The sequence below is a fragment of the Alteromonas confluentis genome (assembly GCF_001757105.1).
Classification (GTDB): Bacteria; Pseudomonadota; Gammaproteobacteria; order Enterobacterales; family Alteromonadaceae; genus Alteromonas; species Alteromonas confluentis.
The window spans coordinates 219,566-240,996 of the sequence record NZ_MDHN01000021.1 but is presented as its reverse complement, the minus strand read 5'-3'; the positions used below and the strand labels follow the sequence as shown (position 1 = coordinate 240,996).

Genomic DNA, 21,431 nt, shown 5'->3' with positions numbered 1-21,431 from the left:
TTAATATGAAGTGACTGATATCCGAGATATCAGTGAATGGGGTCGAGCAGTAAGGCGCTTTGATATTGATCAATGCGAAAATCGAAACGCTTCAGAATATTCATGCCTAGCAATCCTTCTGCACCGATTAACGTATCTTCGGGTAATACCATCAGAGCAAGGTCACTCAGAGTGAAAGGCCCGAACTCGACTTTTTCCAAAGTAATCATGCGGGCTTCAACCTGCCCTCCGGCGGTATTCAACGTAAACTTGCCAAGGTCGCGGTAATTCCCCCGTTGTCTTAACTGCGCAAAGACATCAGCAGTAATCGTGGTTATGGATGCACCAGTGTCGACGAGTAAGCGTGAATAGCGGCCGTTAAGCCTAATTGGGGCAAGGAAATGATCACCGGTCTGTTCGAGATCCATCACGAATGCGTGCTGTGAAACCGCAGCCCTTCGGGACAGCGCATCATCATTGTTTGGCTGTTGCGAGGCCAGATTTTTATATACCGACGCACGAATAGCCTCCGCCTGAGGGTCATCAGGTTGCACCGACGCCAGCACATTTTCCATTAGCGTCATTTTATTTTGCCGGCCATAGGATTCAGCCAGTTGCATAATAAATGTGCGGTTCTGCGGCGCGTACTGAAAAAGTGGCTCGATAAATTGAGCCAGGGTATCCCACTCACCGGCAAGGCGCAGTTTGTCCAGGGCGTTATCAATTAGAGGGGGAATAATACCGCGAATTTCTTTTGCCAATTGCGCTGGTGGATTGCGTTCCAGTAAGCTGTAATAGTGAATAATGGCATCGCTTAGTGGCTTTTCTTGTTTTATCCATTCCGCTTCCAGCATCAGCAATTCCCAGTTTTCAGGCTCTGCCCGTAATGCAGCACTTAGCGCAGGATAAAAATCCGGGTCGTTGTCGGCAAACAATTGTCTCAGATGGGGAATTGGGCTAACAGATGCCGAAGTGGGTTGGGAATACACTGCCGCTGATGAAGGGGCGCTTGCAACAGGCACTGCTGTTGGCTTCTTTGCCGACGGCGTAAACGTTAATTCGGTGAGTTCGGCGGAGGGACGAGTCTGAGTGATAAACCACAACAGCGCGGCATTCAATGACAGAGAAACAAATAACGCACCTGCCAGCCATTTCTTCATGCGTTTACCGCGGCAGTGGTATAGATATCGCGAAATAAAGCGGGCATGCGAGCGGGGGCGCCGGTTTGCATGTTAACGCACACAAACTGTGTTCTCGCCTGGAATACCGTTTTATTGCGGCGTGGGCAAACAAACTGAAACTGTCGGGTCAGGGTAATTTTGCCATCGCATTGTTTGATCCAGGTGGCGCACAAGAGCTCGTCATTCAAATGACTGGGTTGTAGATAATCCAGTTCATGGCGGCGAATAACCATCCCTTTGCCCACATCCTGATAGTCGGCAAACTTAAGGCCTAAGTGATTAGAGTGGGCCCAGGCGAGGGATTCTAACCGACTAAGATACGCCACATTATTGACGTGATTATAGTGATCGATGTGTTGCGGCTCTATCTTCCAGGTTTGCACGAAGGGCGAGGGCAGCAACCAGCTGACGGTAGTTTCACAAGGTTGGGACATGAGGGATCGGGTTTTCGGTTTCTAAGTCGAAGTTGGTTTGGAACAGTTGTAGCATTATTTGCTCTTCCCGGGCAATAACCGGGTCGATAAAGCTGTTCACGTCTCCCAGTTTCTTAAACGTCTCGTAGCCACGTTGCAAAAACTCATGTAGCGACAATAACCCTGCTAGTTTTGCTGGCCGACGAGAGAGGGGTATCAGCATGCCGATACCGCGAATATTAATTACGTCTGCCAATTGGTGACCCAGGTCGCGAATGATGGCTATCTGCCGTTCTCTGGCTTCCTGTTCACCCACTTGCCGGTATGCCATGGCATAAATGTCATTATTACGCGGCTCATCATGAAGTGACTTCCCCTCCAGCGCGCTAACCATTTTTTGGTCTAGCTCGAAGGATAACGCATTGAGTGCTAAGGCATCGTTCAGCGCATTCATGGCGGTATTGGGGAGTACCTTTGCAAGCTTAGGCACCACTCTGGCGATATCGGCATCCCGCTGGCTAAAATCTTTGGGGCCATACAATTCTTCTACGAAAAATGCCATCGCTTGTTGATAGGCGGGTTGCTGCGCCAGGTCGCTGTGGGTTACCAGCAATCGTTCGCACTGCCACTGTTGCAGTTGATGAATTGCAGGCATCTGGCCCATTTTTTCAGCGAGATTTTTAAGTGCGTTTACCCGATGTATGTGCCCGACAATGTCTTGAGTGGCCGCCAAAATAGTCCCCTGTAAGTTTCACTCAATGTGAATAAGCATACCATACGTGGGGAACAGTGAATTGTCTCACCATTTGGCGGAACGTGTGGCTTTTGGTACTATTCGCCACCTTTCAGTCACCCGGTTAGTATCAGGATATATGCAGCAGATATTTGTCGCCAATGCTCAAGTGAACAACACGGTTTCCACGCTTGATGAAGATTTCGACCCACAGGTCGATGAACTCATTGCGTTGTTCGACAATACCTTCGCCGACACTTTCAATACTCGCCTGATCCGCGGCGAAGATGAGCCGATATATCTGCCTGCAGATAAAGACACGCCTTACCACCGAATCGTATTTGCCCATGGTTTTTTTTCCAGTGCCCTGCACGAAATCTCCCACTGGTGTATCGCGGGGAAAAAGCGCCGATTACTCGAAGATTACGGTTACTGGTACTGTCCCGATGGACGGGACGAATCTCAGCAGAAAGCCTTTGAACAGGTGGAAATTAAACCCCAGGCTGTGGAGTGGGCGTTAACGTTAAGTGCAGGGCGCTGTTTTCGCGTGAGTACCGACAACCTGAATGGCGCAGAGCCTGATCGTGAAGGGTTTACCGAGGCGGTCTATGCGCAGCTTTGTCAGTACGCCGAAACCGGTTTCCCGCCACGGGCAATGACTTTGATGAAAGCGTTACAATTGCACTTTAACACCGCCCCCGTTAACGCAGAATTGGTGAGGAATTTACGATGAGTAAACACTTTCGCCTTGGCGTTTTGATAAATCCTTACGCCGGTATTGGCGGTGCATTGGCACTTAAAGGAAGCGACGGTAAGGAAATCCGTGAACAAGCGTTGTCAGCCGGTGCAGAAAAACTTGCTGGCGCTAAAATGGCCCGTGCGCTGAAGCTTGTGGAGCCACTTGCCGAACACGTGCAAGTGGTAACGGCAGCAGGTGAAATGGGCGAAGATATTTGTCAGCAGGCCGGACTTCACACCACAGTGGTGTTCACACCAGAAAACCCACAAACAGAAGCCGAAGACACAGAAGCTGCGGTGAATGCGATGCTGGCATCGGGTATCGACCTGCTGTTGTTTGCCGGTGGTGATGGCACCGCTCGCAATGTGTGTGGTATTGCGCAGCAGCGAGTACCAGTGCTTGGTGTGCCAGCAGGCTGTAAAATCCATTCCGGCGTTTATGCGGTTACCCCAGTGGCGGCGGGGGAAGTGGTGGCGATGATGGTTCGTGGTGAACTGGTGAGCGAAACCGACGCAGAAGTCCGCGACATCGATGAAGATGCCTTTCGAAACGGCAAAGTATTGGCCAAACATTTTGGTGAAATGCGGGTGCCAGATGCACTGACCTACGTACAGGCGGTGAAAATGGGCGGCAAAGAAAGCGATGAGTTAGTCCTCGAAGATATTGCCGCAGAAGTCAGTGAAATGATGGATGACGAGCCAGAAACTTACTTCGTCATGGGTTCAGGTTCCACCGTTGCCTACATCATGGAAAGACTCGGTCTGAATAACACGTTGCTAGGGGTGGATATCGTCAAAGGCGGCGCGCTTGTGGCTTCGGATGTTACGGCTTCGCAACTTCTTTCCCTCACTGAAGGTAAGCCGGTAAAACTTGTGATCACCGTGATTGGCGGGCAAGGCCACATATTTGGCCGCGGCAATCAGCAGCTATCACCGGCATTCCTGCGCAAAATTAGCAAAGAAAATATGCTGATTTGTGCCACAAAAACGAAACTACAGTCATTGGAAGGGCGCCCGCTGCGGCTTGATACCGGCGACGGTGAACTCGACAGCAGTCTTGCAGGATATTTCTCTGTGATCACCGGTTACCGAGACAAAGTACTTTATCCGGCAGAATGACTTACCAGCGAATTTTATAACAGGAGCAGAAATGCAGTATCCGGCAGCGGCTTCCACCGCGTTTATTGAACAAATCGGACAAATTGAAGAAGCACTAGACGGTGTGGTTGACCACGGTGACGATGATGAACTGTTCATTGCCAGTTATTTGCAAGGGCATTTTGCTGTTATCGCCCGTCAGCAGGAAATGGAATCAGACGCAACCTTGTCATCGTTAGACGATGCCATGCAAGGTAGCCTTCAGGCAGCGTTTGATAATAAGGAACTGGACGATGGCGATCAGCAAAAAGTCTTAGCCTTATGGCAACGCCTGCTACACCAATCTCAATCGGCCAACTAACGTCTTCAATCACCCGAAAGCGGCAGGGCCTTGCCGCTTTCACTATCTTTTTCTGACCTGTATTTCCTTCATCAAATATTGGCAACACGCCTTTTTCTGCGTGTTTCCGGCGTCATGTCTCTGACATGGCTTTATGGTACGAATATTGCGAATAGTCGGATAAGAACGTCGTCTCTGACAGGTATTTGACTATGAAGGTAATCCCTCATGCCCGCCGGCTTACCATGCTGGCAGCATTATCAGCCCTATTGCTAGGTGGTTGCGCCAGTGAAAACAGTGCCACCGTGCTGCAGGAAGAAAATATGGCCGTGCCGGCACTGGGCAACATGGAATACCACACCTACGTACTGGCAAATGAACTGTTTGCTAACCTCCGTCCATCGCGGCAGGCCAAGTACGCCGTTGTGGGTTTCGTGCCTGCTGATTCAATGGAATACAACCCGAATAATCAAGACCCGCTGATGATGCTAAGTCATCAACTGGAAGAGGGGTTAATCACAGAAGCCACAAAACGGGGCTATACCACTCAAGAGTTCAAACTCACGGACGATATAATAATGGGAGAGCGTGCAGACCGCGTGCTAACCCGTGATGTTGATTTATTGCCAGGCATAGAGCGGGTCGATTTTTATATCACCGGCACGGTGATCCGCCAACAATCAGGCGCCATGGTAAATGCCCGGGTTATCAACGCGCGCACCAAAGATGTTGTTGCAGCTGCCACCCGTTTTTTCCCGGAAGGTCTATTCTGGGATGAAGAAAAGGTGACCACCCGAAATGGGCGGCTGTACAGAAACGAAGATAAGGGGTAACACCAATGACTTTCCGCCGTAACCTCACCGCCACTGCGGTGCTGCTTTCCTGTTTGTCAGGTTGTTCGTTGCTAAGCGATGAACAAACCGAAACTGCAGAAAATACTCCGTCACTGCCGGTGATGAATGTCATTGATGTGCGCGCCGAAGATCGCGCGCCTTCTCCCGCGGCCAATGAAGCCGACGCTGACAGCACAGACAGCTTCGGCGCGGTAGGTCAGCCTCAGCTTTATAGCAGTGTGCAGGGCGCCTATCAGGGCCGGCCGCTCACCCATCATGTCGGGGATTACGTACGCAATATGGCCCAGGATCTGGTGTCTAATATGGAGTACGTCAGCAATAAAACCCCCGTTGCAGTGACTAACTTTGCACTGCTGGATTCAGACTTGCAGCACACCAATTTACTGGGTCACCAGATGGCGGAATCGTTTATGCACGAACTGCATAAATACCGCATTCCAGTCGTGGATTTCAAAGCCACAGACTACATTCGCGTGACTGACGACGGCGATTTTCTGCTGAGTCGGGATTACCTTGATTTAAGCAGCAGCCTGCCAGTGGACTATGTGTTAACTGGCACCATGGCCAAACACCAGGGGGGCGTGCTGGTTAATGCGCGTATTCTTGGAATTGAAAGTCGCGCGGTAGTGGCTTCTGCCCAGTTACTAATTCCATTCTATGTAGTGGATGCCCTTATCCCGAGCGATAGCAACGGGAAAAGTGGTATTCGAGATGGCGTTAAACTAACCCGAGGATAAGCCGTGTCTCGTTCGATTTGTTCGCAATCTCTTTCGCTGGCTTGTCTCGTGACTGTTTTGGTGATGTCTGGCTGTACTGCCTTGGATAACCAGTATCATGCGTTTACCGACAAACATGAGCATGATCCCGAACTCATGAAGGCTGATGATGCCACTCAAGGTGAAGACATGCCTGAGGCTGGGCTTGTAGCGCAGGATGAGCAGACAGAAACCCAGCGCGAACCTGTTAAATCCGCTCCCGTAGACGGCATAGCGCTTAAAGCAACCACAAGTCAGGCGATTAACACATCAACGCCAGCTAAAACGGGGGGCTGGGAGTATCATCCCGATTCTCGTGACGAATACCTGGCTGCGCAAGAGGCTTCCACAGAAACCACCACCGGCCGGGTGTGGCAAGACCCGCTCATTACCGGTTATCAACCCGATAGTACACACAAAGCGTTGAACGATTACGCCGCTCAACTGGCTATGAAATTAATGCGTTCTGCAAAAACGCTGAGCACTAATGATTTAATCGGCGTAGCCAGTTTTGTGAGATTAAATACCAGCCTGCAAGAAACCACTATAATGGGAAATCAACTGTCGGAACTGTTGATTGCAGAACTGCAAGGCGCGGGTATGAGTATCGTCGACTTTAAAATTGCCGGCGGACTGACTGTTACCCCTCATGGCGATTTGGCAATGACTCGCAGTGGTGAAGCCCTTTCAAGACAATTGGAAATGGACCATATTCTCACGGGAACGTTAATTGAAGAGCCCCGTGGCGTGCGTGTTAATGCGCGAGTTGTGTCGGTAAAAACCGGTCGCGTAGTGGGCAGTTCAACATTAGTTGTGCCAGCGTTTATGGTAGCCAGACTGAACAATCACCAAGGGTAAATAAGATCTTTGACCGCGTGAGCGCAATCGGTTAGTATGATTTTTGAGCGAAATGGTTGATTTTGACAAGTAAATCAACCCAAATGCATTATATTATTTGATAAATTCAGGATAAGGGATATCCTGTATAACGCTTGCTGCCCTGGGCCTGGATGGCATTGTGTTATACCATCTCCATAATGCTATTGATGGTTCAGGGCGCTTCCCCTCGAATGCAGTTTCTAATCATAAAGCGTTGCGGCGCCACAGCTTGAAGTAATTTCTCCGGCATTGGCATCGGCTGATGCAGTAATTGCGATGCTAAAACCTGCGCCATCAGTGGTGCCGTGGTTAATCCTCTTGAACCTAATCCGGTTAACGTAAAAATTCTGCCTTCAGGCAATTCAGCCTGTCCGTCAATGGGTTTGCCCACGGTGAGCTCCTGATAACGTTCCCAAAGCACGTTTACTTTCGTGAGCTGACCACTGGCAGGTTGATGATCTGGTAGCGACAGGCGTACAGATGCGCGGGCGTCGCCATCATGTTCCAGTTCTCTTATCCAGCTTTCGTTACTAAGCGCCTTCTGGTGGGTTGCCAAATTTGTCTGGGTGTCGACTTCACGTACATCCGTTGCGGTATCGCCTTTGCCATACGTAGAGCCCAGCGCATGACGACTATCCATTTGAGGGGTCATGTAGCCTTTGTGGCAAAGTACAGTATTGAGTTGATCAATGGGCGCTTGGGTTGCTATTGCTTCCACCTGCCCGCGCACAGGGCGTAAAGGCAACGCATTCATCGTGTCAATCAATACGCTATCGGCGCCAGTCGCCATAATGATGCGGTCGAAGGTGTAGCTTTCGTTATTTACAGAAAACGTGACGTCTGTGGATGATTCGCTGATGTTGTGGACCTTCGCATTCAGGTGCAGTGTCACTTTATCACCGCATGCATTAATCAAGGCGTGTACCAAATCCGGCGGGCTTAGCCAACCGCCGAGGGGAATGAATAAGCCGTTGTCAGACAAGGGTAACCCAGAAATAGAAGTGGCTTCTTCGGCACTTACGGGGCGAACAAGTTCATCAGGCCATACTCCACCATCGGCCAGTTTTTGTTGACGGTCTATTACGGCATCACTGAATCCCAGTTGTAGTACACCGCACCATTGATGACGATAATCGTCAGAAGGTAAGGCATTGTAATAGCGTCTGGCGTACAGAAAACTGTGTGCCTGAATTTGACTGGCAATACTGGCTTCACTATGAAGCTGCGGATAAAATCCGCCCTGACGATTTCCCGAGGCTCCGGTAGCTAGAGTTTCATCGGCGCAAAAAACGGTCGAGGCCACGCCTTGCTCTGCCAGGGCATGGGCAAACGTGGCTGCGGCCAAACCACCGCCCACAATCGCGATTCGTTCACCATCTCCTAGTGGCGCATTGTTATAGCGGGAGTAGGGAGGCGCAGGTTGTTTGCCTTTTTCACTGTCAAAATAGCCGGCTAGCATGTCTCGCTTACGGCCGAAACCTTTTCGCTTTTCCACCACGAAGCCAGCATCTCTCAGGCCTCGTTTAACAATGCCTGCTGCGGTAAAAGTGCCAAACGTGCCACCTTGGCGGGTTAATCTCGCCATTTGCAAAAACAGGGCATCTGTCCACATCTCCGGATTCTTACTTGGCGCAAACCCGTCGAGGAACCACGCATCAATCAAACCACTACGAGGACAATGCCATTGGGGGAGCAGTTCATGTACGTCGCCCATCCACAAATCCAGCGTGCAGGAAAAGTCAGTAAAATGCATGCGGTGACACCCTTGCAAAGCAACGGGGTACTGCTCGGCTAATGCATCGGCTGCCTGATTCAATGCTGGGAAGGCGTTTAATGCCTGCCGCAGGTCTGCTTTTTTCAGTGGGAATTTTTCGGTGGTGAGTATAAAAAGGTGTTTTAGCGGGTGCGCGGGGTTGGCGTCGCGGAACTGCTTGAAAGCCTGCATGGCAACCAGACAATTCAAACCGGTGCCAAATCCGGTTTCTGCAATGACAAAGTCCCGGCGATTATGTGAATGCCAGCGCTCACTCAGATCATTACCCCCAATAAAGACATGCAGGGTTTCGTCGATACCGCTGTCGTTAGAAAAATAAACATCATCAAAGTGATCGGCGACTGGGGTGCCGCTATCATTGAAATGGACCTGAGCTGACTGGGATTTCATCAAACAAAATTCATGCATACAAACGTTGGGGCGATGATACCTTGCATGCTACATTGAAAAAAGGTTTCGCTAAGTTCCTCGATTAAAAGCTGAACGTTTGCCACATTCAGCACTCGAAGCCTGTGAATATGCGTTCCCGGTATGGCCGGGAACAGATTTGGTTCTGCTCATAATAATGGTTAACTAAAAAGAGCAGACCAGTTTACCGACGAAAATCGTTACCATATGCCCCATCAAAATAAAGGGTTAGTTATGAGAAGAGCAGTTATTACCGGTCTGGGCATCGTATCCAGCATCGGTGTAAATCAGGATGAAGTACTGGCATCGCTGAAAGCGGGCAAGTCTGGTATCACTTTTTCTGAACAGTTTGCCGAAATGGGCCTGCGTAGCCAGGTCTGGGGTAAGCCGGATATCGAGCTGTCCGAACATATTGACCGTAAAGCAATGCGCTTTATGGGTGACGCCGCTGCATTCGCCTATGTCGCAATGCAGCAGGCTATTGCAGACTCAGGTCTGGAAGAGAAAGATATTTCAAATGAACGTACCGGTATCATTGCTGGCTCGGGCGGTGCATCGTCACTGAACCAAGTGTTGTCGGCAGATATTCTGCGTGAAAAAGGCGTAAAGCGCGTCGGGCCTTACATGGTGCCACGTTGTATGGCGTCAACGGTTTCAGCCTGTCTGGCAACGCCGTTCAAAATTAAAGGCGTAAACTACTCAATCGCTTCTGCCTGTGCGACCAGCGCACACTGCATCGGCAATGCGTTAGAGCTTATTCAGTTAGGCAAGCAGGACGTGGTATTTGCTGGTGGCGGTGAAGAACTGCACTGGTCGCTGTCGAGCCAGTTCGACGCCATGGGCGCGTTGTCTTCTAAGTTTAACGACAATCCTTCTGTTGCTTCTCGTACCTACGATGCCAATCGTGACGGCTTTGTTAGCTCTGGTGGTGGCGGTATGGTTGTGGTTGAAGAGCTGGAACATGCTCTGGCACGTGGCGCAACGATCTACGGTGAAGTTGTCGGTTACGGTGCAACCTCAGACGGTTACGACATGGTAGCGCCATCTGGTGAAGGCGCTGTGCGCTGTATGAAGATGGCCATGCAGAACGTGGAAGGCGGAATCGACTACCTCAACACCCACGGTACATCAACACCAGTAGGTGATGTAAAAGAACTGGCTGCAATCCAGGAAGTATTTGGTCAGTCAGGTGTGCCTATCAGTGCGACTAAGTCTCTGACCGGTCACGCGCTGGGTGCCGCTGGTGTAAACGAAGCGATTTACAGTCTGCTGATGATGAAGCATAACTTCATTGCACCATCCATCAACGTAGAGCAGCTGGACGACGCCGCTGCTGGCCTGGATATTGTGACGTCTACCCGCGAAGCGGTACTGAATACGGTAATGTCAAACAGCTTCGGCTTTGGCGGTACCAATGCAACACTGGTAATGCAGCGCCACAACGGCTAATACGCAATTGCTGTGGCTGTGATGCAGCCTTGATTGAACGCCCGTTCCGGCTCTGTCGGCACGGGCGTTTCGTTTTGTTTAATCACTTCGATTCCAGTATCATACCGCCCCCGGACAAAACGGCTGAACACTGACACATGACCCGCATCTTTTTTGAAGAAAGTATCCCTCAAGGCGAAGCGTATTTTTCTACGCTTGGCGACGCCACGTCATTTAATGGTCCTTCGTTAGCGCCAGAGCAACTCGGTGATGTGGATTATCTGGCGGTGCGTTCAACAACGGCGGTAACCCCGTCTCTGCTGGCAAAAGCCGACAAGCTGAAGCTGGTTACCACCGCCACGGCCGGTACCAATCATATGGATAAACCTGCATTGGATGTTGCCGGTATTGCATGGCGTTCAGCGGGTGGCTGTAATGCCGTGGCTGTGGCTGAGTACGTGGTGAGCGTACTTATGAGCGCCTATCAGGATAAGCAGCTCAACCTCAGTCGCATAACCGTAGGCATTGTCGGCGCGGGTCACGTGGGAACGGCATTGGCCGAGCGTCTGCATGCACTGAATATTGCCTTTAAACTTTGCGATCCGCCATTGCAACAAGCCGGCGATCACCGCCATTTTGTCGCTATGGATGAAATCATGGCGTGTGATGTGATTACGCTGCATGTCCCATTTGTGAAAGCGGGTGAGCATGCGACTGGTCATTTGTTAGATGCAAAACGTATTGCCGCGCTTAAGCCAAACCAGTTGTTGATTAACGCCTGCCGTGGTGAAGTGGTAGATGAAGCCGCTTTGCTTCATCGTTTGGGGCAACCTGACGCACCCACGGTGGTGCTCGACGTGTTTTTCAGTGAGCCGGAAATAAACCAGGCGCTGTTACCGTTGGTGTGGCTAACTACACCGCACATTGCCGGGCATTCTGTGGAAGGTAAACTGCGCGGTACGCAGATGGCTTATGAACACGTGTGTGAAGCAATGAATGTATCTTCATCTCTGACCATGGACAACTTTCTCGCTGTGCCGGAAGCAATGCCTTTTGCGCCATCAGACCGCACTGCAGAAGCGTTGGATTGGGACAGTTTGGCAACATTATTGTTAAGTATTTACGACATCAGAAAAGATGATCAACTGTTCAGGCAGGATACCTCCCGAGACGGTTTTCTGCATATGCGCAAGCACTACCCGGTAAGACGGGAATGCGGCTCCCATTTTCTTCGTATCCCAGCACCGGTATCCGAAGGTATTGTTGAGCAGTTGTCGGGTTTAGGATTTCAATTTAATTTTGTACGCTGAAATGGCGATTGCCACTTTCAGTGACAACAGAGTAAGTAAGAGGACAGAACATGTCACAGGTTTTTGATGTAGCCGTACTGGGCGCAACGGGGTTAGTTGGCCAGGCGATGATTGAAATGCTCGAAGAGCGAAAATTCCCCATAGGCACGCTGTACGCGCTGGCCAGTGAACGTTCTGCCGGCAGCACGATTAATTTCAAAGGCGAAGAAATTGAAGTGCAAAACGTGGATGACTTCGACTGGACGTTGGTGCAGTTTGGTTTCTTCTCAGCCGGAGGGGATGTCTCTGCCCGTATCGCGCCAATAGCGGCTGAAGCGGGATGTATTGTTATCGACAATACATCTCACTTCCGCTACGAACCCGATGTACCGCTAGTCGTACCCGAAGTGAACCCGCAGGCGCTGGCTGATTTTCGTAATCGCAACATCATTGCTAACCCAAACTGCTCAACCATTCAGATGATGGTGGCACTAAAGCCAATTCATGATGTGGCTGGTATTGAGCGCATTAACGTGTGTACTTATCAGTCGGTATCGGGTGGTGGCAAGAAGGCCATGGAAGAACTGGCGCTTCAAACGGCCAACTTGCTGAATACCCGTCCTATCACGCCGGAAGCTTTCAGCCGTCAGATCGCATTTAACGCCATTCCGCAAATCGATGCTTTCATGGACAACGACTACACCAAAGAAGAAATGAAAATGGTGTGGGAAACCCAGAAAATCCTTGGCGACAGTGACGTATTGGTTAATGCCACGGCAGTGCGCGTGCCGGTATTTTATGGCCACGGAGAAGCCATTCATTTAGAAACACGTATGCCGGTAGATGCGCTGCAGGTGAAGCAGTTGCTTGCCGATGCGCCAGGCGTGAAAGTGTACGATGCCCGTGAAGAATTTCCGACTCAGGTAAGCAGTGCCAGCGGCAACGACTGGGTGCACGTAGGGCGCATTCGCGACGATATTTCTCACCCCAACGGACTGAACCTGTGGGTGGTATCGGACAATGTGCGCAAAGGTGCTGCCACTAACAGCGTGCAAATTGCTGAAACCCTTATAAAAGACTACCTGTAAGTCAAACCGGCGCAGGGGTAAACTTCTGCGCCGGCCTGCCGATAACCTTTCTAAAGCAAATTAACGTGCCTGCACCGAAATTTGCGTTTTTCTAGATAGTTACCGTTAACTGGTTTATAGTTTTGGTAACGGTTAAGTGCAAATTATCATCATGGATTGAAGTTTGCGTAAAACCGTGAATCTACAGGAATATTTCTGATAGTGACGGTTTTCTGACTCGCCAGTCGGACTGGCACGTTACGAGCAAACAAGCTCTGACATTATAAGAATAACAGGCAGCGGTGTGCCGGCTTGTCCGTGTACCGGTTACACCACCTGGCCTGGCCAACTGGAATATCTCTTCCGGTGTACGCTTGAGGGCATATAGGAACGCTATGAAATCGCATGTTACGGGCTTGCTAATTTTTTTATTGCTACTGGCAGCCGCGCCGGGATTCAGTGACGCGCAGGAACGGCAAATGCCGATCCGTGGGCCAAAAAATGCCACCAGTCAGTATTCCGGCAATGTGTATGGCCCCATCGACGATAACGATACGCTGTGGCGTATTGCCAATCGCTACAAACAAAACAAGAACCTCTCTGTATACCAGGTAATGATTGGGATTTATGAACTTAATCCCGATGCCTTCGAACAGCAAAATCTCAATCTGCTGGTGAATGGCGCCATGCTGCAATTACCATCAGAGCGTTATATTGCCCGCATCGACCCTGAGCGCGCGAAAATGCGTGCCGAGCAAGATGACGACAATTTTGCCCGTATGGAAAATCGCCCGGGCAGCAGTACGAACAACATCAAACCGCCGGTACCACTGGTTAATCAAGAAGACCTAACCACCACCCGCAGTGCGATTGAAGATAAAATTACCCGCCTTGATAGTCAGCAAACTGAGCAGTTTGATGAGCTTCGTCAACAATTTGCAGCCTCCCTCGACAGTGTGCAGGCGATTCTGGATGAAAACCGCAAGCTGTACGATCGCGTCGAACAAGTGAATGAAGATCTGGCCTCTTTGCGGAATCAGGTCGAAGGCGACGTTCAGAGTAAAATGGATACGCAAACCAGCCAATTGATGCAAGTGCTGGACATGATGAAGCAGGAACAAGCCGAAAGACAGGCTGAAAAAGATGCTTCGTTCATGAATACCCTGATGCAACCCATGTCGTTGATCATTGGTTCAGGCGTACTTACCTTGTTGCTGGTGGGCGGTTTAGTTGCCTGGTTCTTAAAGCGTGGCAAGAAAAACAACGATGTGGAACCGGTGCAACCTGTTGCCCAGGTTTCGCCTGCGGATACCGCACCTGTTGCCGCTGCAGCCGCTTCAGCTGCCATCATTCCTGATCTGGATGACACGCCAGAATTGTCCGACGATGAGCTTTTCAATGATGATGAACTCCTCGATGACGTGCTCTCTAACGAATTAGAAGAGTCGCTCGATGACGATTTAGAGAGTTTTGCCGATCTTGACGATGACATGCTGGTGCCTGAAGAAGACTTTGCGTTTGAAGACGGAAATTCCGAATTAGGGCAGGACGAACTCGACAGCCTGTTTGACGATGATTTGTTAGCCGATGATTCGTTGGTGCCAGAAACCGATGAAATGGATGGCATCGACTTATCCGGCGATGACGAATCATCCGAACCGCAAACTGAAGAAACGCAAACCGAAGCCCCTGAACCCGAAGCGACGTCTGATGTTGTCAGTGATGACGACATCGATGCATTGCTGGCAGGAAACACGCCAGCGTCTGATGAACCTGCTGCAAGTGCGGACGACGATGATTTCGACGTAGATGCGTTGCTAGACGCCAATGCAGCTGATTTGGGTGATGGTGAAAATGAAGCCGGAGAAAGCGCTCAGGCGGATGCCGTTGTTGAAGAAGATCAGATGGTTGACCCTGACGATATTCTCTCTGAATTCAGTGCCGCGACTGCCGATGAAGACGAAAAACCTGAAATAGACATCGATGATCTGCTAGAGGATAACCAGCCAGGTCAAGACATTACCTCATCCGACGGCAGCGTAGATGAGGAAATGCTGGAAAAGCTTGATCGCGAAATCAACGATCAGAACCAGGAGCTCGACCGTCTCACAGACAACATTATCAACGAGATGGATCAGCTCGACCAGATGGCTGACATGTTAGGTGACGATGAGACTGCCGAAGAGGAAATCGAAACGCAGACCACACCGTCGCCTCAGGCCATCCAGGACTTAGACGCCTTTAGCGAAGATTTGGACGAAATCGATGTTGAGGACATGGAAAATGCGGATGAGTTCACCGATCCGCTTTCAGATGAATTAATCTCGGAATTACAAGGTGAGACCGCAGAAGATGACGGGTCAACTGACCTCGATGCCTCTGACGATCTTACTAACGACCTTTCAGACGACCTCTCAAACGATCTTTCAGACGAGCTATTAGCTGAATTAGAAGATGACGAAATGGACTCGTTGTCTGACGAACTGCTCGCTGAACTTGAAGCCGAAGAATCGGCTGATGATGACATCAATGCCGACACGGATGCGCTGGAAGCCAGCGACGATGAAGAAGATTTCAGCGCTGAGCTTGACGATGATCTCACTAACGAACTATTGGCAGAGCTCGAAGGCGATACAGACGATTTAGACATCGATGAAACTGATGAAGTCGCGTTCGATGAAGATGAACTTGGTAGTGATACCGAAGCGCTCGCTGAAGAAACGAATGAATCTGAAAGTGATTCTGTGGCGGATTCCGATGAAGATGAAGCGCTAGCCGAAGACACATCATTAGATGCAGATGCATTGATGGCGGATATTGAAGCCGCAGCGGAAGAGCCTGCCGCGGCACCAGATAATGACGTTGAACCAGAGGATGAGCTCGACGCACTGGCAACTGAAGCACCTGATGAGGAAGAAGATGAACGGGTAGCCGAAGAGGTTGATTCGCCGGTAACCGAGGAGAATACTGACTACGAAGCCGAAGCCGAAGCCGAAGCCGAAGCCGAAGCCGAAGCCGAAGCCGAAGCCGAAGCCGAAGCCGAAGCCGAAGCCGAAGCCGAAGCCGAAGCCGAAGCCGAAGCCGAAGCCGAAGCCGAAGCCGAAGCCGAAGCCGAAGCCGAAGCCGAAGCCGAAGCCGAAACCGAAACCGAAGCCGAAGCCGAAGCCGAAGCCGAAGACCGTTTCGACGCCGCTCCAGCGCTTGAAGAAGATGAAGCGTTTACCGAAGTGGAAGAGCAAGCAGAGCCAGAGGCAGAGCTTGCACCAGAGCCTGAGCTAGAACCAGAGCTAGAACCAGAGCTAGAGCTAGCACCTGAGACAGATGCAGAGCTAACGCCAGAACCAGCTGACACGGAAGGTGCAGAAGACACTGAGCAAAGTGATGATGTTGCGCCGCCATCGGCAGACGCGTCTCAAGCCGCCGATAGTGAATATGAACATTATCAGCCCGAAGAAGTGGATGCGCTGGCCGATGAGTTGTTGGCCGAACTCGAAGGGCGCGGCGAACCTGAAACGGATGATACGGCACAAGCCGAACCCGAACCCGTCTCACAACCCAGCTCACTGGAAGATTTACTTGAGCCTGTAGCAGACGCCGATGACACTGCTGCAGAGCCAGAGCCAGAGCCAGAGCCAGAGCCAGAGCCAGAGCCAGAGCCAGAGCCAGAGCCAGAGCCAGAGCCAGAGCCAGAGCCAGAGCCAGAAGTTGAAGCTTCAGCGGCCGATCCGCTGGACGAGGCGTTAGCAGAATTTGACCGTCAAATGATGGACGATATTCCTTCTTTCGCCAGCATGGATGCCGACACGCCGTCTGCGCCTGCGTCTGAATCAGACTTTGACGACAGCATTCTCGAAAACGTTGACGACTATGAATTAGAACAGGAAGTTGATGGCGAAATTCCACCCGTTAAAACCGCAACCGAATTTAACGAGCTGGAAGACTTACCGGGCCTTGATGACTGGTTAACGCAAGACAACAGTGAAGATCATAAACTGTTAGACGAACTGGATCAGGCTGATTTTGACGAATTGCTTGGCGGCATCGGCGCTGACGCAGACAGTGAGCCTGCTGCTGAAGACGACATTGCAATCGACAAACCGGATATGTCGCTGGGTAATCCTGATTTGGATTTAGCAGCATTACTCAACGACCCTGACTCAGTCGCAGACACTGCTGAACCTGAAACGGAAGCCGTTGACAGCTCTCCGCAAACATCTTCAATAGAAGAAACCCCGATTGCTGAAGGTGACATTGAGACGCTTGGCGGCAACGATGAAGAAGGTTTCCTCGATGTGGACTCGCTGATCAACGATGGTTTCGACGAGGACACCATTGATGACAACGCGCCACTGGACTTAGATGTCAGCCTGTCTGATTTTACCGGTGTGAGTGATGACGACGACGTTATCGACATCGATAAAGATGCCGGCCAGAGTGCGAACCTGGATTTGGCACGGGTGTATGTCGAAATGGACGATGTTCAGGCAGCCAAAGAACTGCTTCAGGAAGTAGTTGAGAAGGGCAGTGATGAACAGAAAGAAGAAGCGCAAGGCATTCTCTCTGCACTGGGTTAAAATCTCCCGCGCGTCTTGCATCTGGCAGGGCGCCTGACTACACTTAGCCGATTTTTTACAAGAGGCAGAGTTACATGGCAAGAATAGCCCTGGGCGTCGAGTACGATGGCGCCGCACACTTCGGCTGGCAGCGTCAGCAGAAATTACCGAGTGTGCAGGGATATCTGGAGAAAGCGCTCTCCGCTGTCGCCAATACTACCATTGATGTGCAGTGTGCCGGTCGCACCGATGCCGGCGTGCATGCTACCGGGCAGGTGGTGCATTTTGATTTCGATGGTGAGCGTCCTGATCGCGCCTGGACCATGGGCGTGAACACCAATCTGCCAGATTCGATTGCTGTGCGTTGGGTAAAGAACGTCAGCGACGATTTTCACGCGCGTTTTTCCGCCTCACACCGCCGTTATCGTTATGTCATTTACAATGCCACGTTACGCCCGGCCATCTTGCTAAACGGCGTTACCCATGAATATCAGCCATTAGATGCCGCGCTCATGCATGAGGCTGCTCAGGCTGTTATCGGTGAACAGGATTTTACGTCCTTCCGCGCGTCTCATTGTCAGTCAAAAACTCCATTTCGAAACGTAACGGATGTTTCTGTGTATCGGCAGGGGGCTTATGTCATTGTCGATATTCGAGCGAATGCATTCTTGCATCATATGGTGCGCAATATTGTGGGCTCGCTAATTAAAGTGGGCTGCGGCGAGCAACCGGTTAGTTGGATAGCTGAATTACTGGCAGTGAAGGATCGCACCAAGGCGGCAGCTACCGCGAAACCGAACGGCCTATACCTGGTGGATGTGACCTATCCGGAAACCTTCGACTTGCCGCGCAAGCCGTTAGGACCGCTGTTTCTGCCAGAAAGCTGAAAGCCGTGTAAACTGTCGGTGAACAGGCTGACTTCTTAGACCAGTTTTACTTTTTACTGTTTACCGATATGTGGTCTAATAGGCGGCTATATCGATTTTTTCAAATACTGTGCTCCAATAAATAAACACGGTTACAGACAACAGTTAACCACCAACTAAGCATGGTTACAGATAACAAAGGATTTTCCTTACTATGAGCTGGATTCAAAAAATTCTGCCTAAGACTCAGACATCAACCAAAGGTAACGTACCTGAAGGTGTCTGGACAAAATGTACCAGCTGCCAGGCTGTGCTTTATAAACAGGAACTGGAAAAGCTGCTAGAGGTATGTCCTAAGTGTGACAACCACATGCGCATTAACGCCCGTAAGCGTATCGATTCTTTCCTCGACGCGGGCGACCGTAAAGAATTAGGGGGTGATTTAGAACCGCAAGATTTGCTGAAGTTTAAAGACTCCAAGCGTTATAAAGATCGCATCACTGCGGCGCAAAAGAGCACTAACGAAAAAGACGCGTTAATCGTGATGCAGGGCAAGCTGAAAGGCATGCCTGTCGTGGTTGCGTCTTTTGAATTCGCATTTATGGGTGGCTCTATGGCCTCTGTGGTAGGCGCACGTTTTGTTGCTGCGGTTAATGCCTGTCTTGAGCACAACATGCCATTGATTTGTTTCTCTGCATCTGGCGGTGCCCGCATGCAAGAAGCGCTGATGTCACTGATGCAAATGGCAAAGACGTCTGCTGCGTTAGCGAAAATGAGCGAAAAAGGTCTGCCTTACATTTCGGTACTCACCGACCCGACCATGGGTGGTGTATCAGCCAGTTTGGCCATGCTGGGCGACATCAATGTCGCTGAGCCAAAAGCACTTATCGGTTTTGCGGGTCCTCGCGTTATCGAGCAAACAGTACGTGAAACCCTGCCGGAGGGCTTCCAGCGCAGTGAATTCCTGCTGGAAAAGGGGGCCATCGACATGATTGTTGACCGTCGTAAAATGCGTGATAAATTACACGGCCTGTTAGAAAAGATGCATCGTCCAAACTAAGTGAACAATCAATCTTCTCCTTTTACTGCGTCAGAGCATGATTCTCTGACGCAGTGGCTCACTCATCTCGAGTCAATTCACCCGTCATCCATTGACATGGGGCTGACCCGGGTTAAACAAGTCGCTGACAACCTTTCCCTTCAATTTCCCGATCAAACTGTTATCACCGTTGCTGGTACCAATGGCAAGGGCACCACGTGTCGTTTTATCGAGCAAGCCTGTCTAATGCAGGGAAAAACCACCGGTGTCTATTCCTCACCGCATTTGTTAGATTATCGCGAGCGCGCGCGCATTAATGGTGATGTCGAAGCTGAATCAGCCTACTGCATCGCTTTTGCGGAAATAGAACGAGCTCGTGGCGACATTACGCTAACCTATTTTGAGTTCGGCACACTCGCCGCTATGTTAATGATGCGCAAAGCAAACGTGGACGTGGTGATACTTGAAGTGGGCTTGGGGGGGCGTCTTGATGCCACCAATATCATCGAGCCGGACTTAGCGGTTATTACTACCATTGGCCTCGATCACATGGATTGGCTGGGCGATACCCGTGAACTTATTGCCGTGGAGAAAGCCGGTATCATGCGCGATAACGGCATTGCAGTGGTAGGCGAACTCGATCCGCCGGCAACCCTCGATGAATATGTAACGCAGCACAAGGTGGATACCTGGTGGGCAAAGCGGAACTTTTGTGTGGAAACCAACGTCGAAAACTGGCGTTGGCAGTGTGACGATGTCATCACCGACTGGCTGCCTATGCCACGCATTCCGCTGCAAAATACCGCAACGGCACTGGCTGCACTCAAGCGATTGAATTGGTTCCCCACTGCTGAACAACTCAAACAGTTGGTCGAAACGGTAAATGTACCGGGCCGACGACAGCAAATCGCCAGTCAACCGGATGTACTGGTTGATGTGGCGCACAATCCTCAGGCTTGCGCCCTCATGCGCGATTGGGCTGACAAAGGGTTAAACGGTGAATTGCATATTGTAGTGGGTATGTTAGCGGACAAATCTTTAGCCGCGACACTTGATGAACTGGCAACTGTGAAGGCCAAATGGTACCTTGGTAATACCAGTGGCCCCCGGGGACTCAGCGGCGACATCCTGATGTCTCATCTGCAGCCACACCAAAAACAATATGCCGCCGCTTTCGGTTCCGTTACTGACGCTTATAACGCAGCCAGAGAGCAGGCCGGGCAGAATGATCGCATCCTGGTGTTCGGTTCTTTTCTTACCGTTGCGGATGTATTAACGTTTCACAGGGACAGAAGTATCCAATAGGAGTTAATCGTGACCTCGGCGCTATCTAACCGGCTGGTCGGCACAGTGATTGTAGTTGCTCTGGCAGTCATTTTTTTGCCGGATTTTCTTGATAGAAAAAAAGAAACCAATAACGATGCATTCGTGAGCGTGCCGGCAACTCCAGCGAAGAAGCCTATTGTGAATCCGGAACCTTTTCCAACTGAGCGTGTTGCTGGTGTAACCCAGCGGCCGCTTGAAGTGGTAGACGAACCCGCAGTCGACGATTCGCAAACGCAAACCGCGGCGCCGGCTGAAGCCGCCAAAAATCAGGTTGAAGATAAGCTCGCAAGCCAGACCGTGGTAGAAAAGCCTTCGGCTGAACCACAAGATGGCAGTTGGGTTGTTCAACTGGGTAGTTTCAGACATCAAAAGAACGTAGGGCAACTGCTGGAAAAACTTGAGAAAGCGGGTTACCGCGCGTTCAGCCGCCCAATCGAAACACGTTCTGGCCCGCTTACGAAAGTATTTGTCGGGCCAGATATAAACAAAGACAAGTTACAAAAGGCATTGCCGCATCTTCAGGATATCACGGGCCTCAAAGGTAAGGTCGCACCGTTTAAGGTGGACTGATCCCGCATTGCGTTGAATGTCGACGTTCTGGCTTTGGCAATACCCTCTATGGGCGGAAACTTTTCTTACCATAACGGCAGCTTATAAAAATTATCGGGCAGATTTCGCATTGGTAATCTTTTAGGCTTCTGTTAGAATGCG

Annotated in this window: 18 protein-coding genes; 14 read left to right on the top strand and 4 right to left on the bottom strand. The window is 50.7% G+C overall.

The window, feature by feature from the left end:
• Positions 1 to 29 precede the first annotated feature (29 nt).
• Genes BFC18_RS09900 through BFC18_RS09890 form a run of 3 tightly spaced genes read right to left on the bottom strand, consistent with a single transcriptional unit; the run spans position 30 to position 2,306 of the window.
• A complete protein-coding gene (locus BFC18_RS09900) occupies positions 30 to 1,139 on the bottom strand; it encodes a retropepsin-like aspartic protease family protein (RefSeq protein ID WP_070125384.1) in 1,110 nt (369 codons plus the stop codon).
• Entirely contained in the window at positions 1,136 to 1,594 is a 459-nt protein-coding gene (locus tag BFC18_RS09895) for an acyl-CoA thioesterase (RefSeq protein ID WP_070125383.1), read from the bottom strand. Before BFC18_RS09895 ends, BFC18_RS09900 begins: the two co-directional genes overlap by 4 nt.
• Positions 1,578 to 2,306: an FFLEELY motif protein gene (locus BFC18_RS09890; RefSeq protein WP_425388370.1), complete on the bottom strand. Its 729-nt coding sequence runs from the start codon at positions 2,304 to 2,306 to the stop codon at positions 1,578 to 1,580. The genes BFC18_RS09895 and BFC18_RS09890 overlap by 17 nt, the downstream gene beginning before the upstream one ends.
• 61 nt (positions 2,307 to 2,367) lie before the next feature.
• Here BFC18_RS09890 and BFC18_RS09885 point away from each other — a divergent pair, with 61 nt between their 5' ends.
• The 6 genes from BFC18_RS09885 to BFC18_RS09860 all read left to right on the top strand — a co-directional run bounded on the left by BFC18_RS09885 (position 2,368) and on the right by BFC18_RS09860 (position 6,949).
• Positions 2,368 to 3,039 (top strand): elongation factor P hydroxylase, encoded by a 672-nt coding sequence (locus BFC18_RS09885; RefSeq protein WP_281182400.1) that lies wholly within the window; start codon positions 2,368 to 2,370, stop codon positions 3,037 to 3,039.
• Positions 3,036 to 4,163, top strand: a complete 1,128-nt coding sequence (locus BFC18_RS09880) for an ATP-NAD kinase family protein (RefSeq protein ID WP_070125381.1) — start codon at positions 3,036 to 3,038, stop codon at positions 4,161 to 4,163. Before BFC18_RS09885 ends, BFC18_RS09880 begins: the two co-directional genes overlap by 4 nt.
• A gap of 31 nt (positions 4,164 to 4,194) precedes the next feature.
• Positions 4,195 to 4,503 carry a YfcL family protein gene (locus tag BFC18_RS09875; protein ID WP_070125380.1) on the top strand — a complete coding sequence of 103 codons (309 nt, stop codon included), beginning with the start codon at positions 4,195 to 4,197 and terminating at the stop codon, positions 4,501 to 4,503.
• Positions 4,504 to 4,694: 191 nt separating this feature from the next.
• On the top strand, positions 4,695 to 5,315 hold the full coding sequence (locus tag BFC18_RS09870; protein WP_070125379.1) for a FlgO family outer membrane protein: 621 nt from the start codon (positions 4,695 to 4,697) through the stop codon (positions 5,313 to 5,315).
• 5 nt (positions 5,316 to 5,320) lie between these two features.
• Positions 5,321 to 6,073, top strand: a complete 753-nt coding sequence (locus BFC18_RS09865; RefSeq protein ID WP_070125378.1) for a FlgO family outer membrane protein — start codon at positions 5,321 to 5,323, stop codon at positions 6,071 to 6,073.
• Between the two features lie 3 nt (positions 6,074 to 6,076).
• Positions 6,077 to 6,949: a FlgO family outer membrane protein gene (locus tag BFC18_RS09860; protein ID WP_139138987.1), complete on the top strand. Its 873-nt coding sequence runs from the start codon at positions 6,077 to 6,079 to the stop codon at positions 6,947 to 6,949.
• A 193-nt stretch (positions 6,950 to 7,142) separates the two neighbouring features.
• Here BFC18_RS09860 and mnmC read toward each other — a convergent pair whose 3' ends face one another.
• Positions 7,143 to 9,134, bottom strand: coding sequence for a bifunctional tRNA (5-methylaminomethyl-2-thiouridine)(34)-methyltransferase MnmC2/FAD-dependent 5-carboxymethylaminomethyl-2-thiouridine(34) oxidoreductase MnmC1 (mnmC, locus tag BFC18_RS09855; protein WP_070125376.1), 1,992 nt, complete (start codon positions 9,132 to 9,134; stop codon positions 7,143 to 7,145).
• 252 nt (positions 9,135 to 9,386) lie between these two features.
• Here mnmC and fabB point away from each other — a divergent pair, with 252 nt between their 5' ends.
• The 8 genes from fabB to BFC18_RS09815 all read left to right on the top strand — a co-directional run bounded on the left by fabB (position 9,387) and on the right by BFC18_RS09815 (position 21,290).
• Positions 9,387 to 10,601: a beta-ketoacyl-ACP synthase I gene (fabB, locus tag BFC18_RS09850; RefSeq protein ID WP_070125375.1), complete on the top strand. Its 1,215-nt coding sequence runs from the start codon at positions 9,387 to 9,389 to the stop codon at positions 10,599 to 10,601.
• 137 nt (positions 10,602 to 10,738) lie between these two features.
• A complete protein-coding gene (locus BFC18_RS09845; protein WP_070125374.1) occupies positions 10,739 to 11,890 on the top strand; it encodes a 4-phosphoerythronate dehydrogenase in 1,152 nt (383 codons plus the stop codon).
• A 50-nt stretch (positions 11,891 to 11,940) separates the two neighbouring features.
• On the top strand, positions 11,941 to 12,957 hold the full coding sequence (locus BFC18_RS09840) for an aspartate-semialdehyde dehydrogenase (protein WP_070125373.1): 1,017 nt from the start codon (positions 11,941 to 11,943) through the stop codon (positions 12,955 to 12,957).
• A 374-nt stretch (positions 12,958 to 13,331) separates the two neighbouring features.
• Positions 13,332 to 17,510 (top strand): FimV/HubP family polar landmark protein, encoded by a 4,179-nt coding sequence (locus BFC18_RS09835; RefSeq protein WP_070125372.1) that lies wholly within the window; start codon positions 13,332 to 13,334, stop codon positions 17,508 to 17,510.
• A 74-nt stretch (positions 17,511 to 17,584) separates the two neighbouring features.
• The gene (truA, locus tag BFC18_RS09830; RefSeq protein WP_070125371.1) at positions 17,585 to 18,376 is read left to right on the top strand and encodes a tRNA pseudouridine(38-40) synthase TruA; all 792 of its coding nucleotides are present in this window, start codon (positions 17,585 to 17,587) and stop codon (positions 18,374 to 18,376) included.
• A gap of 193 nt (positions 18,377 to 18,569) precedes the next feature.
• Entirely contained in the window at positions 18,570 to 19,415 is an 846-nt protein-coding gene (gene accD / locus BFC18_RS09825; RefSeq protein WP_070125370.1) for an acetyl-CoA carboxylase, carboxyltransferase subunit beta, read from the top strand.
• A complete protein-coding gene (gene folC / locus BFC18_RS09820; RefSeq protein WP_070125369.1) occupies positions 19,416 to 20,699 on the top strand; it encodes a bifunctional tetrahydrofolate synthase/dihydrofolate synthase in 1,284 nt (427 codons plus the stop codon).
• A 9-nt stretch (positions 20,700 to 20,708) separates the two neighbouring features.
• Positions 20,709 to 21,290, top strand: coding sequence for an SPOR domain-containing protein (locus tag BFC18_RS09815; RefSeq protein WP_070125368.1), 582 nt, complete (start codon positions 20,709 to 20,711; stop codon positions 21,288 to 21,290).
• Positions 21,291 to 21,431: the final 141 nt, after the last annotated feature.

What these genes read in the sequence shown, in the direction of transcription:
- BFC18_RS09900 (WP_070125384.1), bottom strand. Translation starts at nt 1,139, where the DNA reads ATGAAGAAATGGCTGGCAGGTGCGTTATTTGTTTCTCTGTCATTGAAT.
- BFC18_RS09895 (WP_070125383.1), bottom strand. Translation starts at nt 1,594, where the DNA reads ATGTCCCAACCTTGTGAAACTACCGTCAGCTGGTTGCTGCCCTCGCCC.
- BFC18_RS09880 (WP_070125381.1), top strand. Translation starts at nt 3,036, where the DNA reads ATGAGTAAACACTTTCGCCTTGGCGTTTTGATAAATCCTTACGCCGGT.
- BFC18_RS09875 (WP_070125380.1), top strand. Translation starts at nt 4,195, where the DNA reads ATGCAGTATCCGGCAGCGGCTTCCACCGCGTTTATTGAACAAATCGGA.
- BFC18_RS09870 (WP_070125379.1), top strand. Translation starts at nt 4,695, where the DNA reads ATGAAGGTAATCCCTCATGCCCGCCGGCTTACCATGCTGGCAGCATTA.
- BFC18_RS09865 (WP_070125378.1), top strand. Translation starts at nt 5,321, where the DNA reads ATGACTTTCCGCCGTAACCTCACCGCCACTGCGGTGCTGCTTTCCTGT.
- mnmC (WP_070125376.1), bottom strand. Translation starts at nt 9,134, where the DNA reads ATGAAATCCCAGTCAGCTCAGGTCCATTTCAATGATAGCGGCACCCCA.
- fabB (WP_070125375.1), top strand. Translation starts at nt 9,387, where the DNA reads ATGAGAAGAGCAGTTATTACCGGTCTGGGCATCGTATCCAGCATCGGT.
- BFC18_RS09845 (WP_070125374.1), top strand. Translation starts at nt 10,739, where the DNA reads ATGACCCGCATCTTTTTTGAAGAAAGTATCCCTCAAGGCGAAGCGTAT.
- BFC18_RS09840 (WP_070125373.1), top strand. Translation starts at nt 11,941, where the DNA reads ATGTCACAGGTTTTTGATGTAGCCGTACTGGGCGCAACGGGGTTAGTT.
- BFC18_RS09835 (WP_070125372.1), top strand. Translation starts at nt 13,332, where the DNA reads ATGAAATCGCATGTTACGGGCTTGCTAATTTTTTTATTGCTACTGGCA.
- truA (WP_070125371.1), top strand. Translation starts at nt 17,585, where the DNA reads ATGGCAAGAATAGCCCTGGGCGTCGAGTACGATGGCGCCGCACACTTC.
- accD (WP_070125370.1), top strand. Translation starts at nt 18,570, where the DNA reads ATGAGCTGGATTCAAAAAATTCTGCCTAAGACTCAGACATCAACCAAA.